Below are 15,877 nucleotides of genomic sequence, written 5' to 3' on the forward strand. Positions count from 1 at the left end.
CCTCGAAAAAGTGCGCCACTCTAACATAGGGGGTGAGCGCACCGAAGACCGTGATGTCGCATCCAGTCGGTGTTTAATCCCTCCGGATTACTGCGCAGAGCGCCAGAAACGCCGTTCTTGACGCATCGTCCATGGCGGCTTGAAGCGTCCCAGTTGCAGACGGATGGCACCCTGCTCGGCGCTGTCATGGATCGATATGCCGCGCTTTCGATAGCGCGCCATGATCGTGGGATGGGGATGACCGAATGAATTGCCCTGACCGCGGGAGATCAACACCGCTTTGGGTTGCAGCCCGGAAAGCAGCGCCATGGAAGATGAACTGCGACTGCCGTGGTGCGGCGCCTGCAACCAATCAGTGGTGACGGCCAGAGGACTGTCGAGTAGCGCCCGCTCGGCTGCGGCATCTATATCACCGGTCAATAACAGACGCTCACCGTTGGCTTCGATCTGCAGGACGCAGGATTTTTGATTGCTGTCGCTGGCCGAAGACCACTGCCAGAGCTGGAACCTCACATCATCCCAGACCCATTGCTTGCCGCTCTCGCAGCTTTCCGCCTGCAACTCGGCCGGCAGCGCCAGGGGATCGCCACTGACCACCCGTTTCACCGGCAGGCCATTGGCAACGGCCCGGGCGCCGCCCGCATGATCGGCGTCAGCATGGCTGATCAGCATCAAATCGAGCCCCTCCGCGCCCAGTTTGCGTAATGTCGGCAGCACCACCCGCTCGCCCAGGTCGAAATCGCCGAAACGTGGCCCGGCGTCATACAACAGTGTGTGATGACGGGTGCGCACCAGGATGGCCAAACCCTGGCCGACATCCAGCTGCCAGATTTCGGCCATGCCTTCAGGCAAGACCTGCCGGGGTGGAAAGACCAGCAACAGCAGCATCGGCCAACCCAACGAGCGAAACGGCACACCCCGAGGCATTAATAGTAGAAAGGCACCGAGTGTGCCCAGTGCCCATATCCACAACGGGATCGCCACTGGCACCCACGCGGGTAAATACCCGGCCATCAGAGCCAGGCCCTTGAACAAAAGGTCGATCAAACCTCCTGCCAACCACAGCAACCCTTCGCCCACGTAAGGAAGGGGTAAAAACAACGTACCCAGCAATGCCGGAGGCAGTACGACAAGACTGATCCACGGTACCGCCAGCAAATTGGCCACCGGCCCGCTGAGACTGATCGGCAACCCAAGCACCAGCAGCAACGGGCACAGACCAATCGCGATCAGCCATTGGGCGCGGGTCCAGGTTTGCCACCAACGCCATGGGCCCAGCCGACCACCGAAGGTGAAGATCAATACCGCCACCGCCGCGAACGACAGCCAGAAACCCGGCTGCAGACTCGCCAGCGGATCCAGCAGCAAAACACCGTCGAGCGCCAGTAACAGCGGCCACCAGGCGCCGAGGTGACGAAATCGCAGGCGCCACAACAGCACCAGACCGATCATCACGCAGGCCCGCCGCACCGGCACCTCGAAACCGGCCAGCAGTCCATAACCGAGAGCGGCCGCGAACGCCAGTCCACAGGCCCACGGCAACCAAGGCAAGCGTTTCGGCCACAGGCCATAACGGGCCAGACCGGCGATCAGCAGATACACCAGCCCTGCCAACAACCCGATGTGTTGTCCGGAAATCACCAATAGATGAACGGTGCCGGTGTCTTGCAGCACCTGCCAGTCTTCGCGACTCAGTCCGGCGCCATCCCCCAACACCAACGCCGTCAGCGCTCCCGTTCGCCCCTGGGCATCGACGGCCTGCAAGCGCTGACGGATGCCGTCGCGCCAGGCCCATTGGGCTTCCTTGAGCCGCTCGCCAGCCTTGACCGTCCCGGTCGCGCCGATGCGTTGCGCCAGCAGCCAGGCGTCGTAATCGAAGGCATGGGGATTGAGCAGCCCCGCAGGACGCTTCAACTTGACCGCCAGTCGCCAATGTTCGCCACTGTTGACCGGCGGCCCGTCATACCAGGCCAGGCGCAGCAGTTGCGGCACCTTGCCATGTCGCGACCGGGCGTCCGCCAACTCGAAACGCACGACGCCCTCATTGTTCTGGGGCAATCCCGTCACCCGACCTTCGACCCAACGGGTTTCGCCATCGAGGCTGATCGGCAGCCGATCATCCAGCGCCCACTGCGCATTCGCGCCTGCCCAACTGAAGCCGAACAGGAAAAATGCCAGTGGATAGCTGCGAAACGGCAGCAACATCAAACCGATTACCGGCAGCAACATCCATAACCAGACCGGCGGTAATACCGGTAAAAAACGCAGGATCAACAGACCCAACGCCAGCGCCATCATCCCTGTGCGCATACGCCCGTCCTTGAGAGTCCCCTCCTAGGCATAGCCGGCTAATCGCACAGGCATCGTTATTAATTGTCACAAAGTCTGAATGGGCGGTTCATAGAATCCAGACATACTTGCCGCCTTAACCGACCGAGAAGCCTTATGCCCCGGCGCTTATTCAAACGTTACATGCCAGACCCGATCAGCATCAGGGAACACAAGTCCTTACGCTTTCTCGGCACCCTGCTGCATGACCCGAACCTCTGGCACCTCAACCGCCATTCCGTCGCACGGGCCATGGCGGTGGGTCTGTTCGCGGCGTTCCTGCCGATTCCGTTGCAGATGCTGCTCGCCGCCATTCTCGCCATCATGGTGCGCGGCAACATGCCGATTGCGGTCAGCCTGGTCTGGCTGACCAACCCGATCACCATGCCGGCGGTGTTCTTCTGCACTTACCAGACCGGTGCCTGGCTGATGGACGTTCCCACCCGCCATTTGCCGGACGAGCTGACCTGGGAATGGATCAGCGGCGAACTCTCGACGCTTTGGCAGCCGTTTTTACTCGGCTCGGTGGTGACGGGACTGGTGCTCGGTGTGCTCGCCTATTGCCTGACCATGATGTACTGGCGTTGGTGGGTCGGGCGGCAGTGGCGGCGGCGCCAGAAAAGACGGATGCAGTAAACGCAAAACGGCCTCCACAGTGGGAGGCCGTTCATTTTGTGGTGTCGGGGCTGGCGCCTTCGCGAGCAAGCCCGCTCCCACATTTGATCGTTGTCGAACGCAAAATCTGTGTTTACTGAAGATCTAATGTGGGAGCGGGCTTGCTCGCGAAGCAGGCGACGCGGTCAACCTTTTAGGTACGCATCCCGCGACCACTGACCAGCAGCCGTGCGCAACCGATGTACAACACCACGGTCGCCACCAGCATGAAGGTGATCGCCACGCTGATCCTGATGTCCGAAACGCCAAGAATGCCGTAACGGAAGGCGTTGACCATGTGCAGCACCGGGTTGGCCAGGGACACGGTCTGCCAGAACGGCGGCAGCAAGGAAATCGAGTAGAACACCCCGCCCAAGTAGGTCAGCGGTGTCAGCACAAACGTCGGGATGATCGAGATGTCATCGAAGTTGCGCGCAAACACGGCGTTGATGAAGCCCAGCAGCGAGAAGATCGTCGCCGTCAGTACCACCACCAGAATGGTCACGCCCAGGTGATGCACCTGCAATTGGGTGAAGAACAGCGACAGCAGGGTCACGATGATCCCGACCATCAAGCCGCGCAGCACGCCGCCCAGGGTGTAGCCGATCAGAATCGTATGCGGCGACACGGGCGACACCATCAATTCTTCGATGGAACGCTGGAACTTGCTGCCGAAGAAACTCGAGACCACGTTGCCGTAGGAGTTGGTGATCACCGACATCATGATCAGCCCCGGCACGATGTACTCCATGTAGGTGAAGCCACCCATGTCACCGATCTGCCGGCCGATCAGGTTGCCGAAGATCACGAAGTACAGAACCATGGTGATGGCCGGCGGCAGCAGCGTCTGCGGCCAGATCCGGGTAAAGCGTTTGACCTCTCGGTAAACGATGGTGTTGAGGGCAACGAGATTGGGTTGCAGCTCAGAACTCATACCGCCACCTTCGACAGATTTTTCTCCACCAGGGACACGAACAACTCCTCGAGGCGATTGGTTTTGTTACGCAGGCTCAACACTTCGATGTTCTGCTGCGCCAATTGGGTGAATAGCGCGGTGATGCCCATGGCCTTGTCGACCTGAACTTCAAGGGTGTGGCTGTCGAGCAGCCTGGTCGGGTAACCGAGCAACTGCGGTGCCGTTTGCACAGTATTTTTGAGGTCGAGCAGGAACGTTTCCACATGCAGTTGGCCGAGCAACTGTTTCATGCTGGTGTTCTCGACGATGGTGCCGTGGTCGATGATGCCGATGTTGCGGCACAACTGCTCAGCCTCTTCCAGGTAGTGGGTGGTGAGGATGATGGTAATGCCTTTCTTGTTCAGCTCGGTGAGGAACGTCCACATCGAGCGACGAAGTTCGATGTCCACCCCCGCTGTCGGTTCGTCGAGGATCAACAGGCGCGGTTCGTGAACCAGCGCACGGGCGATCATCAGTCGACGCTTCATGCCGCCAGACAGTGAACGCGACGGCGTATCGCGCTTGTCCCACAGGCCCAGTTGGGTCAGATACTGCTCGGCGCGTTCCTTGGCGATTTTCGGCGGGATGCCGTAATAACCGGCCTGGGTCACGACGATATCGAAGGTTTTCTCGAACTGGTTGAAGTTGAATTCCTGAGGCACCACGCCGATGGAGCGCTTGAGCTGCGCAGGATTCTTGTCCAGGTCGTGACCGAAGATATTCACCGTCCCGCTGGTCTTGTTCACCAGGGTCGAGAGAATGCCGATGGTGGTAGATTTGCCGGCGCCGTTAGGGCCGAGCAAGGCGAAAAAGTCACCTTCGGCGACGTCCAGATCGATACCACTCAGGGCCTGGAAACCGTTGCCGTAGGTTTTGGTTAGCTGCCGGATGGACAGAGCGGAACTCATATCGGATTTACGCACCAAGAAGGGAAGAAAGGGACAAATAAGGGCGGGCGGCGACTGATACAACCGCGGCGCACGAGCGCAATGGTGCTTGTCGCCGCCACACAAGTACAGTCAAGTGTGTCGATAGTGAGTATTAAGTCAACGCGGTCATAACCGCTTTCTGATACGCCGGACGCTGTTTCAGGCGTGCATACCAGGCTTGCAAATGAGGCTGCGGCGCGCGCTCGATCGGCATCTCGAACCAGGCATAAATGAAACTGCCCAGAGGAATGTCGCCCATGCCGATCTCATCGCCGGACAGGTACGGTTGGGTCGCCAGCGCCTGATCGGCCATGGACAGCAGGCCATCGCACTCCTTGATCGCGGCGTTGATGGCCGGCCAGTCCTGTTGACCTTCCGGCGTACGCAATACGCCCCAGAACACTGTGCGGAACGGCCCGGCAAAACTTGAAGTGGTCCAGTCCATCCACTTTTCGGCAGAGGCCCGGGCCTGCAGATCCTCTGGATACCAGGCGGTGCCGTTGGCGTGGCGAGACATCAGGTAACGCACGATGGTGTTGGATTCCCACAGCACGAAACCATCGTCTTCAATCACCGGCACGCGGCCATTGGGGTTCATCGCGCGGTACTGCGGCGTATCGACTACACCAAAGGCGCCGCCGGCGTCGATGGCTTCATAAGCCAGGCCCAGCTCCTCGGCGGCCCACAACGGTTTTCTGACATTCGACGAGTTTTTCCGACCCCAGATCTTCAGCATGACCGCCTCTTTATGGATGAATGCGCAGGCAGCATACGCCGGATCAGGCGCGACTCAAATCGCTCTGCATGTCACCCAGCAGCGCGGGCAGTGTGTCGCTGAACAGATGCGGATAGCACTTCTCAAGGTGCTCGAAAAAGAACGCTTCAGGCACGTCGGTGAACTGGCCGTGGTCGATCAGGTATTCCATCAATGGCTCGCCGTCGCGATTGAACGGATGGAAAACGCTGTCGTTGATGCCGTCGAATTCCAGTGGTGCGACATTGAACAGTTCGCACAAGCCTTGGTTGAACGCTGGCGTGGCTTTGACCCAGCGGCCGTTCAGGTACAGCTCCGTATAGCCGTGCATGGCGAACACATCGCTCTTGAGCAATTCAAGCAACCGTGGCGTCGACAAATGATTACGCACGTCCGCCAGACCGATCCGCGCGGGAAGCCCGCAATGCCGGGCTGCACCTGCCAGCAGCGTGGCTTTGGGTACGCAATAACTCTCCCCCGCCGCCAACGCATAACTGCCGCGCAAGGTATTCGGGTCGCGACTGAAGGTGTAAGGGTTGTAACGCACGGCTTCGCGCACGGCGTAATAGAGATTGATCGCCTGTTCGAGCGGATCGCGACGACTGCCGCGATGTTTTTCGGCGAACTCCACCACCGACGGGTGGTCACTATCGATGAAGCGGCCGGGACTCAGATACTCGTGCATGAGAACAATCTCCTGGGGAAGCCACGAGTCTAGCGACACGTTAAGCACAGAGATAACGACGTTTCGGCCAAACATGGGCGCTTTGCCGCCCGCCCAACGAACGATTTCCGCGGCCTGTTGCCCACCGGGCCTACAAAACTCATCCGTGGTTTCCCACGAATTCAATCACATCGCTCTGACCAACCTGTTTTGCGGATGCCGTCTAAGCTCTGAAAGTTGGTTTTGCCCTGGTTTCACGGAGGATTAAATATGCTGCTGTTGTGGATACTGGTTCTGGTTGTCGGGATTGCTTTTTTAGCCCACCGACGCATCGCTCCACTGCCGGCCTTGGGTATCGTTGCAGTCTACCTGGTGGCGATGAGTGTTTTCAGCCGCGCGCCAGGCTGGCTGTTGCTGATTTTCTGGGTGTTGATCGCGGCTGTGGCTGCGCCATTGTTGTTGCCCGACCTGCGCCGCAAATTTTTCAGCGCGCCACTATTCAGCTGGTTCCAGAAAACCCTGCCGCCGATGTCGCAAACCGAACGCGATGCCATTGAAGCCGGCACCGTGTGGTGGGACGGCGAACTGTTCAGCGGTCGCCCGGACTGGAACAAACTGCTGTCCTATCCAAAAGCGCAGTTGAGCGAAGAAGAACAGGCCTTCATCGACGGCCCGACCGACGTACTCTGCACCATGGTCAGCGACTGGCAGCTCGGTCAAACCATGGACTTGCCGGCCGAAGCCTGGACCTACATCAAGGAACAAGGCTTCTTCGCCCTGATCATTCCCAAAGAGTTTGGCGGTAAGGGTTTCTCGGCCTATGCCCACTCTCAAGTGGCGATGAAACTGGCGAGCCACAGCGGCGACCTCGCGTCCACCGTGATGGTCCCCAACTCCCTAGGCCCGGCCGAACTGTTGCTGCATTACGGCACTGACGAACAACGCAACCATTACCTGCCACGACTGGCGCGCGGTGACGACATCCCGTGCTTCGCATTAACCGGGCCACTGGCCGGTTCCGACGCTGGAGGCATGCCCGACACCGGGGTCATCTGCAAAGGTGAATGGGAAGGCAAGGAAACCTTGGGCCTGCGTCTGAACTGGGAAAAGCGTTACATCACACTTGGCCCTGTCGCCACCCTGCTCGGCCTCGCGTTCAAGGCCTACGACCCGGATCACTTACTGGGAGAGGAGGAAGACCTGGGCATCAGTCTGGCGTTGATCCCGACCGATATCCCCGGTGTGGAAATCGGTCGTCGCCACCTGCCCCTGGGTGCGGCGTTCATGAATGGTCCGAACTCCGGCAAGGATGTGTTCGTGCCGTTGGAGTTCCTCATCGGCGGCCAGGAAATGCTCGGCAAGGGCTGGATGATGCTGATGAATTGCCTGTCGGTCGGGCGTTCCATTTCCCTGCCAGCGGTGGGCACCGGCATGGCCAAGTTCACCAGCCTGGTGACAGGCCAGTACGCCCAGATTCGCGAGCAGTTCAATGTGCCGATTGCGGCTTTCGAAGGCATTCAGGAAGCCATGGCGCGCATCGGCGGCAACGCCTGGATGATGGATGCCGCGCGGATGCTGACCGCCAACGCTGTGGATCTCGGCGAGAAACCGTCGGTGCTGTCGGCGATTCTCAAATACCACCTCACCGAACGCGGCCGCGAATGCATCAGCCACGCCATGGATGTTCATGGCGGCAAGGCAATCATCATGGGGCCGAACAACTACCTCGGTCGCAAATGGAATGGCGCGCCGATCTTCATCACCGTGGAAGGCGCGAACATTCTCTCGCGCAACCTGATGATCTTCGGTCAGGGCGCGATTCGCTGCCATCCCTTCGTGCTTAAGGAAATGGCCCTCGCCAGTCGTGAAGACAAGGACCAGGCCCTCACCGAGTTTGACGGCCTGCTGCTCAAACACATCGGTTTCGCCGTGGGTAACGCCGCCAGCACGCTGGTACTGAACCTTGGTTTCGGTCACTTCGAACACGCGCCAGGTGACAAGCTCAGCCAGGGTTACTTCCGCGCTCTCAATCGCCAGGCGGCTGCGTTCGCCATGCTTGCCGACCTGAGCATGATGCTGCTGGGCGGCGAATTGAAACGACGCGAACGTCTGTCGGCGCGTCTTGGGGATGTGCTCAGCAACATGTACCTCGCCTCCGCCGCACTCAAGCGTTACCACGACCTCGATTCACCGGAGTACATGGCACCGCTGTTTACCTGGGCCATGGAAGAAAGCCTGGGTCAGTCGGAACGAGCGCTGGATGAACTGCTGACCAACTTCCCGAACAAGGTGTTGGGTTGCCTGTTGCGGGTGATCGTGTTCCCGTTCGGTCGTCGTCACAAAGGACCATCGGACAAACTCGGCGCCGAAGTGGCGGCGGTGATCGGCCGCGCCAAGGGCGATCCGACCCTGGAAGAGTTGCTCGGCGGTTGCTACCGGCCGCAATCCACTGATGACCCGGTCGGCGCCCTGCAACATGCGTGCAACCTGCTGAGTGCCGCGCAACCGCTGCGCAAAAAGCTTCATGTCGCGCTCAAAAGCGGCCAGGTCAAACCGGTCGCCGGGGAACACGTCATCGATGCAGCGCTTGAAGCTGGCGTGTTGCAGCCCAGGGAAGCGCAGACCCTGCGTGACGCCGAAGCGGCGCGGCGCAAGGTGATTGATGTCGATGATTTCGACAAAAAGGAGCTGGCGCTGGGCAAAGGAAAGGTCCGCTGATCCATCCTGCGTCCTCCACCATGTAAAAAAGGGCGCGGGCGCTTTATACTCCCGCGCCCGTTTTGCTCTTGAGGACTTATCTCGTGTCCAATGTCGTTGCCGATCATCTTGTCTTGCTCGACCACCTGCGCAGCATCCTGGTCGCCGTAGGTGAGGCCGAACAGGTTCCCGAAGAAAGCCATGCCTTGTTCCTGGAGCGCTTCGACGAACTGCGGGCGTTGCTGCCGGTCGACCCGATCGAAAGCCAATACCTGGGCCAGGACATTCTGTGCCAGGTGATCACCCGCTATCCGCAAATCGCCCACCTGGTCCCGCGCGACCTGCTGTGGTACTTCGCCGGTGACTGTCTGCATTACATGCCCGACGATGAAATCGACTTGTATCAGGCGCTGGAAGAACGTCGTTTCGAAGCCGAACAAAACGACGAACCGTTCGACTGGAACCAGGAAAAACAGCTGCTGGCGATGTCGAAAGACGACAGCAAGCACTGATCCCCGGCCAGAAATACAAAAGGCCCGCATGGTGAACATGCGGGCCTTTTTTTGATCTTCGCTTCAGAGCAATCCATCACTCTCCGGCAACTCATACTCCGCCGCGACCCGAACCGAGCCACTCAACTTGCCCGGTTTGCTCAGCGTTGGCTCCTTTTCCAGGCACTCCACCAGATAGTCGATCAGCACCCGTAACTTCGGTGGCAGATAACGGGTTGGCGAATGCAGCAACCAGGCACCGCCGTGGTATGACGCCAGGAAGGTCCAGTCCGGCAGCACCTGCACGATCAGCCCCTGCTCCAGCGCATAACGTGCGGTGAAGTACGGCAGGCTGCCAATCCCGATGTGCTGCAACACCGCGCCCAACCGCACGCCGGTGTGATTGGCCGCATACCGTCCGCGCACGCCAACGGTTACGGCCTTGGTGCCTTTCTTGAATTTCCAGCGTGCATCGCTCGGCGTTTCGCCCAGGTAGATGCAACTGTGGTTGAGCAAGTCGTGAGGGTGGGTCGGTGTGCCGTGTTCGGCCAGGTATTGCGGCGTTGCACAGAGCAAATGATCGATGGTGAGCAATTGCCGCCCGACCAGCCCAGCAGGTGGCCGATCTGTAATACGAATCGCCAGATCAACGTTGTCGTCGATCAAATCCACCTGGCGGTCCTCAAGCAACAGCTCCACATCCACTTTGGGATAACGCCGCAGAAATTCCGGCATATGCGGATGAATCACGAAACGCCCCACCGCTTTCGGCACACTGACGCGCACCAGTCCTTCCGCTTCATGGGTGAACTGACCGCTGATTTCCATCACCGACTTGGCTGCGCTGACCATCTCCTGGCAACGCTTGAACACCTCTTCGCCACCATCACTCAAACGCAACTTGCGCGTGGTTCGCTGCAGCAAACGGGTAGCGAGCGCCTTCTCCAGACGCGAAATGCTGCGACTGACCGCCGAGGGTGAAGAACCTAACTGGCGAGCAGCCTCGGAGAAGCTGCCCGTCTCGACAACCTTGACGAAGATCGCCATTTCACCGAGCAGCGGCAGTGGAAGATTTATGCTCACAGCGCAACAGTCCTTTGATGTTTGAACGGATTATCACGCAATTCCACGCTTCATATAATAAAAAATAGAATTGTTAATAAGGGCATGGAATATGACGCTTCGCCTCTTTTTCCATAGTGATGATCTCAAGGCCAATGTGGAAGTCCTGGATTGCACGCCCCACGAGAACGAATTTGCTGTGGTGCTGCGCGCCACGCTGTTTCACCCTCAGGGCGGTGGACAGCCCTTTGACACCGGCTGGATCGGCGAAAGCCAAGTACTGCGGGTGGTTCAGGATCCGGACCGGATCATTCATTTCGTCGACCATCCGGTAAAACCGGGCATGACTCAGATTCAGGTCGACGAACAACGCCGCCAGTTCAATTCACGCATGCATTCCGCCGGCCACCTGATCGGCCACTTCGTCCAGGCCATGGGCTGGATGCCGATCAAGGCTCATCACTGGCCGGGCGAAGGACGCGTGCAATTCAAACCGGCAGAGTCGGCAAAAGAGGTTGATGCCGGGATGATTCAGCACGGCATCGAGCAATGGATCGCCCATGATCTGCCGCGCCTGACGTCGATGCGTGAAGGCGCCCGGGAAATCGGTTTCGGTGAACTGCCCGCCTACGGCTGCGGCGGCACCCATGTACGCAGCCTGAAGGATTTGGGCACGGTCACGATCGCTTCCCTTTCACTGAAGAAGGGAACGCTGTCAGTCCACTACAGCGTGGATTGAGCATTTGGGCGATGCCGTTCCTGTCATCGCCTGACGCCGGGGGAACCTGCGGTCGTGGGTTCTGTTGACTATCTGATAGATGGACCTAAGACATGATGCTTGACGTCGAGCGTCTCGATGAGACGTGCATAAAAAAACTGGCCAACGAAGAAGTCCTCGCCATCCGCGTCAAAGGCTTGTTGCCCAAGCCGCTGGCGATTCAGATTGGCGACAAGATCCTCGCCCCGGGTTTTGAAGGCTATATAAATGCGCCGAGCATCGGTCGCATCGGTATGGCGTTTTATGAAGCGGAAAACCAACCGCTGCTGATCGAAGATTATTTCGAACGCGCCACCCGCAACATTGCGGAATTGCGCAATCGGTGTGCGCCCTACTCGTCCCCCGTCGACACCCTGCGCTGCATGCTCGACGAGTCCTGGCCGGCGGGTGCGCACCTGGAAAATCTCTACGGTCGCAAGATGTATGTCGGGCTGTCCCGGGTAGTGAAACCCGGGGTCTGTTTTCTGGCCCACCACGACATTTTCGCCAAGGACGCCCCGGACAGTTACCAGGCCAAAAGCCTGGAAGCGCAGTTCGCCTGCAATGTTTACCTGAACATGCCCGCCGAGGGCGGTGCACTGCAGATGTGGAACCACGACATCTCCCCGGACCAGTTCGACGAAATGCGTGGCGACAGTTACGGCATCGATCCGGCGCTGCTCGGGACTCCAACCCTGGAGATTCTTCCCGAGCCGGGTGATTTCATCATGTTCAATTCGCGCTGCATGCACTCGGTGACACCGGGTATGGCCGATCCGCGCTTGAGCCTTTCGTTCTTTGTCGGCTATCGCGGCAATGCTTCACCCCTTACTTTCTGGAGTTGAGATGCTTTCGAATTACCTGGGCGAGTTTCTGGCGCTGGCAACTATCCACTTTCTGGCCGTCGTCGCCCCCGGACCGGACTTCGCTGTGACCATCCGTCAAAGTGTGCGCTTTGGTCGACTGGTCGGGATTTGCACGGCGCTGGGCATCGGCGCGGGCATTTCCGTGCACGTGCTTTACACCTTGCTCGGGGTCGGCGCGCTGATGCACACGACGCCTTGGCTGCTGACGGTGGCCAAGGTTGTGGGTGGTGCTTACATTTTGTACCTCGGTGTCAGCCTGTTGCGCAGCAAGCCCAAGACCGTACTGGAAGGAGACAAGCCTGACGAACCGGTCGTAGAGCAAACGTTGCTGAAGGCATTTACCACCGGTTTCCTGACCAACGCGACCAACCCGAAAGCCACACTGTTTTTCCTGGCGATCTTCACCACCATCATCAGCGCCACAACGCCATTGAAGATCCAGGCGCTTTACGGAATCTGGATGTGTTTTGTGAATGCGCTGTGGTTTGTGATCGTCGCGCTGTTCTTTTCCAGTGCCCGGGTACGGCTGCTGTTTATGCGCATGGGGCACTGGTTCGAGCGGAGCATGGGGGTGATTCTGATCCTGTTTGCTGGTCGGTTGATTTTGTCGATGTAAATACGCGTGAATCGAGTAGGAGGCGGCTTCACAGCCGCCGTCCTCGTACGGTTCTACGGACTAGACATTCAGCATAACCCGTCAATATCAGGCAACCGCACTGCGCTACGACCTTGCCCGCACCGCTCGCCCGCCCGCCTTTCTCCAGCCTTTGCACCCGTGGTTTTTTTTAAAAATCATGGCACTTTGGCTTGATTGAACTACCGTCTAGCAATAAGAAGTCATAACGGCTCAAGTTTTCACGTTAGCTTCAGTGATCAGATGGTGAATAGGCAAAAGGAGTTACCTCTCTATGATCCTGTCAGGCGTTTTCCGGCTCTGTACCTTCATTGCCGATTACTTTCCGGGGGAGCCAGGTCGGCGGACGGTACCGTCCATAGCCGCAAGTTTCGCTCTGGCGGGCAGTCCAGGTAACCGGATCACTAAAAACCCTTTTAGCAAAAGTCGTTCGCTGTCCAGCCAGATCAGCGAATTGCGCCCGTTCGGGTGTAGCACGTAAGGAATAACACCAAGGCCATGGACAAGTGGTCTGACGCATTGGGGGGGATAGTCCGGTCCCCGTGAAGTGATCCGTGACAAATCAGTCAGCCAAAAGATGGCCTATCCAGTGAGGATGTATTATATGAGCCTTCGTCCCGTGCCCGCTTTCAAGCGAATCATCCATGGCCTGTTCTGGACAGGCCTCAGCGTGAATGCGGCTCAGGCCGCGCCGAACAATTGTTCACAACTGGACAGTTGGCCGACAACGTATGAGGTCGGCCAGGGGCTGCAAAGTGAACTGCGCAGCCCCGTTCCGATAACACAACTGGCGGTGGGTGACCCGAAAATTGCCGACGTGCAATCCAGTGCCAACAGTGGCACCAACGCCTTCATACTCACGGGCGTTGCACCGGGGACCACCAGCCTGATGGTCTGGACCGCCTGTTCGAAAACGCCGCGCCAAAGCATGGTGTTCGTCAAGGGTAAGGCCACCGCAGCGCTGACCAGCGTCTCGACAATACCTTCCGAAGACCCGCTGTTGCCGATCCAGGTGCAAACCGACATCCGCTTCGTTGAAGTCAGCCGGACCAAACTCAAGGAAGCCAATGCCTCGATTTTTGGTCGCCAAGGTAACTTCCTGTTCGGCTCGCCGAGAACCTTGCCCACCATCGACGGCGTTGTCAGGTCGGCGTTGCCGGTGAACAACGGCATGTTCAACTTCGCTTTTGCGTCCAGCGATACTCTAGTGTCTCTCCAAGCACTGGAAGGCACCGGTTTCGCCTCCACCCTGGCACGGCCAAGCCTGGTAGCCCTCAGTGGGCAGAGTGCGAGCTTCCTGGCGGGTGGTGAAGTGCCGATTCCGGTGCCCAGTTCAGGCAGCGATAACGTGTCCATCGAGTACAAGGAGTTCGGTATCCGCCTGACCCTGACACCGACCATCGTCGGGAAAAACCGTATCGTGCTGAAGGTGGCGCCGGAAGTCAGTGAACTGGACTTCAGCAACGCTGTGAGCATCGCCGGCACCATCGTTCCGGCGCTGAGCATACGTCGTACCGACACCAGCATCTCCCTGGCCGACGGCGAAAGCTTCGTCATCAGCGGCCTGATCAGCTCCCGCAACAGTTCCCAGGTAAACAAGTTTCCGGGGTTGGGTGATATCCCGATTCTGGGGGCGTTCTTTCGCGACAACTCCATCAACCGTGAAGAGCGTGAACTGTTGATGATCGTCACCCCACACCTGGTCCAGCCGCTGGCTGCCAATGCACAACTGCCATCGTTGCCTGGCGAGAAACTGCGTAATTACGACCCGAACTTCTACCGCATGTTCTTCCTCGAAAATGGTGACTTCGACAGTCTCAGCGGGCTCTCGCAATGAGCCATGACCTGAACCAGATGAGTCTCGCCATCACTCGTAACGGCGACCTTGAACGCTTGTCGGGCCAGATTTATTGCCACTGGCCAGGCGTTCAACGTGTTGTAGCCAGAGGACATTCGATGAAAGCAGTCATTGCAATAACAGCGACATTGATGCTCGCGGGCTGTGCGTCCAACGGCGTGTCTTCGCGACCGCCTGAATGCGCCAAGCCCGCTTCGGAGCAAGAGCTGGCCCTGAACCTGGCCGACAACATGGCCAACGAAGGCCGTTTGTATGCCAGCCTGGCGAATCTTGAAGGTTTGCCTGACAGTCTGGTCCAGGTTCGCCTACGCAAGGCCCGGGTGTTGCGCTTGATGGGGCGTAGCGAGGCGGCGCCGTTGTACGAAAGCTTGCTTCGCACCTGCCTGGCGGCTGATGGGGAACATGGTCTGGGCCAGTTGGCCGCAGCCAAAAATGATAACGCCGCCGCGACCCTTCACCTTGAGCGTGCGGTGAAGATGGCCCCCACCGACGACAAGATGCGCAATGACCTGGGGGTCGTCTACCTCAATCAGCGACGGATCCCGGAAGCGCGTTTTGAGTTCATGACCGCCATGGAACTCAAGCAGGCAAACACACTGGCGGCACTCAATATGGTGACGTTGCTGATCTACCAGGATAACTGGAAGGCGGCTTCCGAACTCGTGACCCGCGCCGACTTGAGCCCCAAGCAAGTTGCGGAGGCTCAGGCCCGTGCGGAAAAACTCAAGGCCTCCGCCAACAAGGTGGTGGCTTCCGAGGGGAATCGCCGGACTGAGGTAGCCGATGCCTCTTCCAGTGCAATCAAGTAGAACGTACGAGGAGTCGAGATGAAGACCAAAAGACTTTTGATCGTGTGCATGGCGTGCCTGTCCACCACTGCCTGGGCCATTGAGCCGGGCCCCTCTTCGCCGTATCAACAAGGCACCGAGCAGTGGTTGCAACTGCAGATTCGCGGTGTGGTTGCCTCCCCTCACCTGCAAACCGCTTCGGCCACTGAACGTGACCTGGCCATGCAGCGCTGGCTGAATAGCTTCAACCACCCGATTCCGGAATTTTTTGACCAGGATACAGCGGGAGAGATCACTAGCGGCAACTGAGGCATGTCGATGGGTGATCAGCCTCTGGCTTCGTCTAGAGTGGCCTGGCTGCAAAGCCGGGCTTAATGTCGTGTGCAGGAAAGCAGTGGTCTCTACACATCATCCAAGCCAGGCCGGATTACCCTGGAGCT

General features: G+C 58.7%; 15 protein-coding genes. 9 read left to right on the forward strand and 6 right to left on the reverse strand.

Annotation, left to right across the window (positions count from 1 at the left end):
* Nucleotides 1-87: 87 nt before the first annotated feature.
* A complete protein-coding gene (locus KGB23_RS17080; RefSeq protein WP_223431914.1) occupies nucleotides 88-2,310 on the reverse strand; it encodes a DNA internalization-related competence protein ComEC/Rec2 in 2,223 nt (740 codons plus the stop codon).
* A 135-nt stretch (nucleotides 2,311-2,445) separates the two neighbouring features.
* On the opposite strand from KGB23_RS17080, the gene KGB23_RS17085 reads away from it, so the two are divergent.
* The gene (locus KGB23_RS17085; RefSeq protein WP_223431915.1) at nucleotides 2,446-2,964 is read left to right on the forward strand and encodes a DUF2062 domain-containing protein; all 519 of its coding nucleotides are present in this window, start codon (nucleotides 2,446-2,448) and stop codon (nucleotides 2,962-2,964) included.
* Nucleotides 2,965-3,136: 172 nt separating this feature from the next.
* Here the strand turns inward: KGB23_RS17085 and KGB23_RS17090 are convergent, their stop codons facing one another.
* The 4 genes from KGB23_RS17090 to KGB23_RS17105 form a co-directional block, all read right to left on the reverse strand.
* A complete protein-coding gene (locus KGB23_RS17090) occupies nucleotides 3,137-3,916 on the reverse strand; it encodes an ABC transporter permease (RefSeq protein WP_149631138.1) in 780 nt (259 codons plus the stop codon).
* The gene (locus tag KGB23_RS17095; protein ID WP_223431916.1) at nucleotides 3,913-4,845 is read right to left on the reverse strand and encodes an ABC transporter ATP-binding protein; all 933 of its coding nucleotides are present in this window, start codon (nucleotides 4,843-4,845) and stop codon (nucleotides 3,913-3,915) included. The genes KGB23_RS17090 and KGB23_RS17095 overlap by 4 nt, the downstream gene beginning before the upstream one ends.
* 133 nt (nucleotides 4,846-4,978) lie before the next feature.
* Nucleotides 4,979-5,602 carry a glutathione S-transferase family protein gene (locus tag KGB23_RS17100; protein WP_223431917.1) on the reverse strand — a complete coding sequence of 208 codons (624 nt, stop codon included), beginning with the start codon at nucleotides 5,600-5,602 and terminating at the stop codon, nucleotides 4,979-4,981.
* 43 nt (nucleotides 5,603-5,645) lie between these two features.
* Nucleotides 5,646-6,305, reverse strand: coding sequence for a transglutaminase-like domain-containing protein (locus KGB23_RS17105; protein ID WP_223431918.1), 660 nt, complete (start codon nucleotides 6,303-6,305; stop codon nucleotides 5,646-5,648).
* 249 nt (nucleotides 6,306-6,554) lie between these two features.
* On the opposite strand from KGB23_RS17105, the gene KGB23_RS17110 reads away from it, so the two are divergent.
* Nucleotides 6,555-9,002, forward strand: a complete 2,448-nt coding sequence (locus KGB23_RS17110; RefSeq protein WP_223431919.1) for an acyl-CoA dehydrogenase — start codon at nucleotides 6,555-6,557, stop codon at nucleotides 9,000-9,002.
* Nucleotides 9,003-9,085: 83 nt separating this feature from the next.
* Nucleotides 9,086-9,493, forward strand: a complete 408-nt coding sequence (locus KGB23_RS17115; protein ID WP_008152400.1) for a PA2817 family protein — start codon at nucleotides 9,086-9,088, stop codon at nucleotides 9,491-9,493.
* 63 nt (nucleotides 9,494-9,556) lie between these two features.
* Here KGB23_RS17115 and KGB23_RS17120 read toward each other — a convergent pair whose 3' ends face one another.
* On the reverse strand, nucleotides 9,557-10,555 hold the full coding sequence (locus tag KGB23_RS17120) for a LysR family transcriptional regulator (RefSeq protein ID WP_223431920.1): 999 nt from the start codon (nucleotides 10,553-10,555) through the stop codon (nucleotides 9,557-9,559).
* 91 nt (nucleotides 10,556-10,646) lie between these two features.
* Here KGB23_RS17120 and KGB23_RS17125 point away from each other — a divergent pair, with 91 nt between their 5' ends.
* The 6 genes from KGB23_RS17125 to KGB23_RS17150 all read left to right on the forward strand — a co-directional run bounded on the left by KGB23_RS17125 (nucleotide 10,647) and on the right by KGB23_RS17150 (nucleotide 15,746).
* A complete protein-coding gene (locus KGB23_RS17125; protein ID WP_223431921.1) occupies nucleotides 10,647-11,273 on the forward strand; it encodes an alanyl-tRNA editing protein in 627 nt (208 codons plus the stop codon).
* 92 nt (nucleotides 11,274-11,365) lie between these two features.
* Entirely contained in the window at nucleotides 11,366-12,136 is a 771-nt protein-coding gene (locus tag KGB23_RS17130; protein ID WP_223431922.1) for a 2OG-Fe(II) oxygenase, read from the forward strand.
* A 1-nt stretch (nucleotide 12,137) separates the two neighbouring features.
* Nucleotides 12,138-12,773: a LysE family translocator gene (locus tag KGB23_RS17135; RefSeq protein ID WP_201182708.1), complete on the forward strand. Its 636-nt coding sequence runs from the start codon at nucleotides 12,138-12,140 to the stop codon at nucleotides 12,771-12,773.
* Nucleotides 12,774-13,395: 622 nt separating this feature from the next.
* Nucleotides 13,396-14,628, forward strand: a complete 1,233-nt coding sequence (locus KGB23_RS17140) for a type II and III secretion system protein family protein (RefSeq protein WP_223431923.1) — start codon at nucleotides 13,396-13,398, stop codon at nucleotides 14,626-14,628.
* 119 nt (nucleotides 14,629-14,747) lie between these two features.
* A complete protein-coding gene (locus KGB23_RS17145) occupies nucleotides 14,748-15,458 on the forward strand; it encodes a hypothetical protein (protein ID WP_008152413.1) in 711 nt (236 codons plus the stop codon).
* 18 nt (nucleotides 15,459-15,476) lie between these two features.
* Nucleotides 15,477-15,746: a DUF3613 domain-containing protein gene (locus tag KGB23_RS17150; RefSeq protein WP_150657081.1), complete on the forward strand. Its 270-nt coding sequence runs from the start codon at nucleotides 15,477-15,479 to the stop codon at nucleotides 15,744-15,746.
* Nucleotides 15,747-15,877 lie beyond the last annotated feature (131 nt).

The organism is Pseudomonas sp. GL-B-26 (assembly GCF_019947405.1).
Lineage (GTDB): Bacteria > Pseudomonadota > Gammaproteobacteria > Pseudomonadales > Pseudomonadaceae > Aquipseudomonas.

Excerpts from the sequence above, each read along its gene's own strand:
- KGB23_RS17085 (WP_223431915.1), top strand. The coding sequence starts at position 2,446 with ATGCCCCGGCGCTTATTCAAACGTTACATGCCAGACCCGATCAGCATC.
- KGB23_RS17095 (WP_223431916.1), bottom strand. The coding sequence starts at position 4,845 with ATGAGTTCCGCTCTGTCCATCCGGCAGCTAACCAAAACCTACGGCAAC.
- KGB23_RS17080 (WP_223431914.1), bottom strand. The coding sequence starts at position 2,310 with ATGCGCACAGGGATGATGGCGCTGGCGTTGGGTCTGTTGATCCTGCGT.
- KGB23_RS17145 (WP_008152413.1), top strand. The coding sequence starts at position 14,748 with ATGAAAGCAGTCATTGCAATAACAGCGACATTGATGCTCGCGGGCTGT.
- KGB23_RS17090 (WP_149631138.1), bottom strand. The coding sequence starts at position 3,916 with ATGAGTTCTGAGCTGCAACCCAATCTCGTTGCCCTCAACACCATCGTT.
- KGB23_RS17125 (WP_223431921.1), top strand. The coding sequence starts at position 10,647 with ATGACGCTTCGCCTCTTTTTCCATAGTGATGATCTCAAGGCCAATGTG.
- KGB23_RS17105 (WP_223431918.1), bottom strand. The coding sequence starts at position 6,305 with ATGCACGAGTATCTGAGTCCCGGCCGCTTCATCGATAGTGACCACCCG.
- KGB23_RS17135 (WP_201182708.1), top strand. The coding sequence starts at position 12,138 with ATGCTTTCGAATTACCTGGGCGAGTTTCTGGCGCTGGCAACTATCCAC.
- KGB23_RS17150 (WP_150657081.1), top strand. The coding sequence starts at position 15,477 with ATGAAGACCAAAAGACTTTTGATCGTGTGCATGGCGTGCCTGTCCACC.
- KGB23_RS17110 (WP_223431919.1), top strand. The coding sequence starts at position 6,555 with ATGCTGCTGTTGTGGATACTGGTTCTGGTTGTCGGGATTGCTTTTTTA.
- KGB23_RS17130 (WP_223431922.1), top strand. The coding sequence starts at position 11,366 with ATGATGCTTGACGTCGAGCGTCTCGATGAGACGTGCATAAAAAAACTG.
- KGB23_RS17100 (WP_223431917.1), bottom strand. The coding sequence starts at position 5,602 with ATGCTGAAGATCTGGGGTCGGAAAAACTCGTCGAATGTCAGAAAACCG.
- KGB23_RS17140 (WP_223431923.1), top strand. The coding sequence starts at position 13,396 with ATGAGCCTTCGTCCCGTGCCCGCTTTCAAGCGAATCATCCATGGCCTG.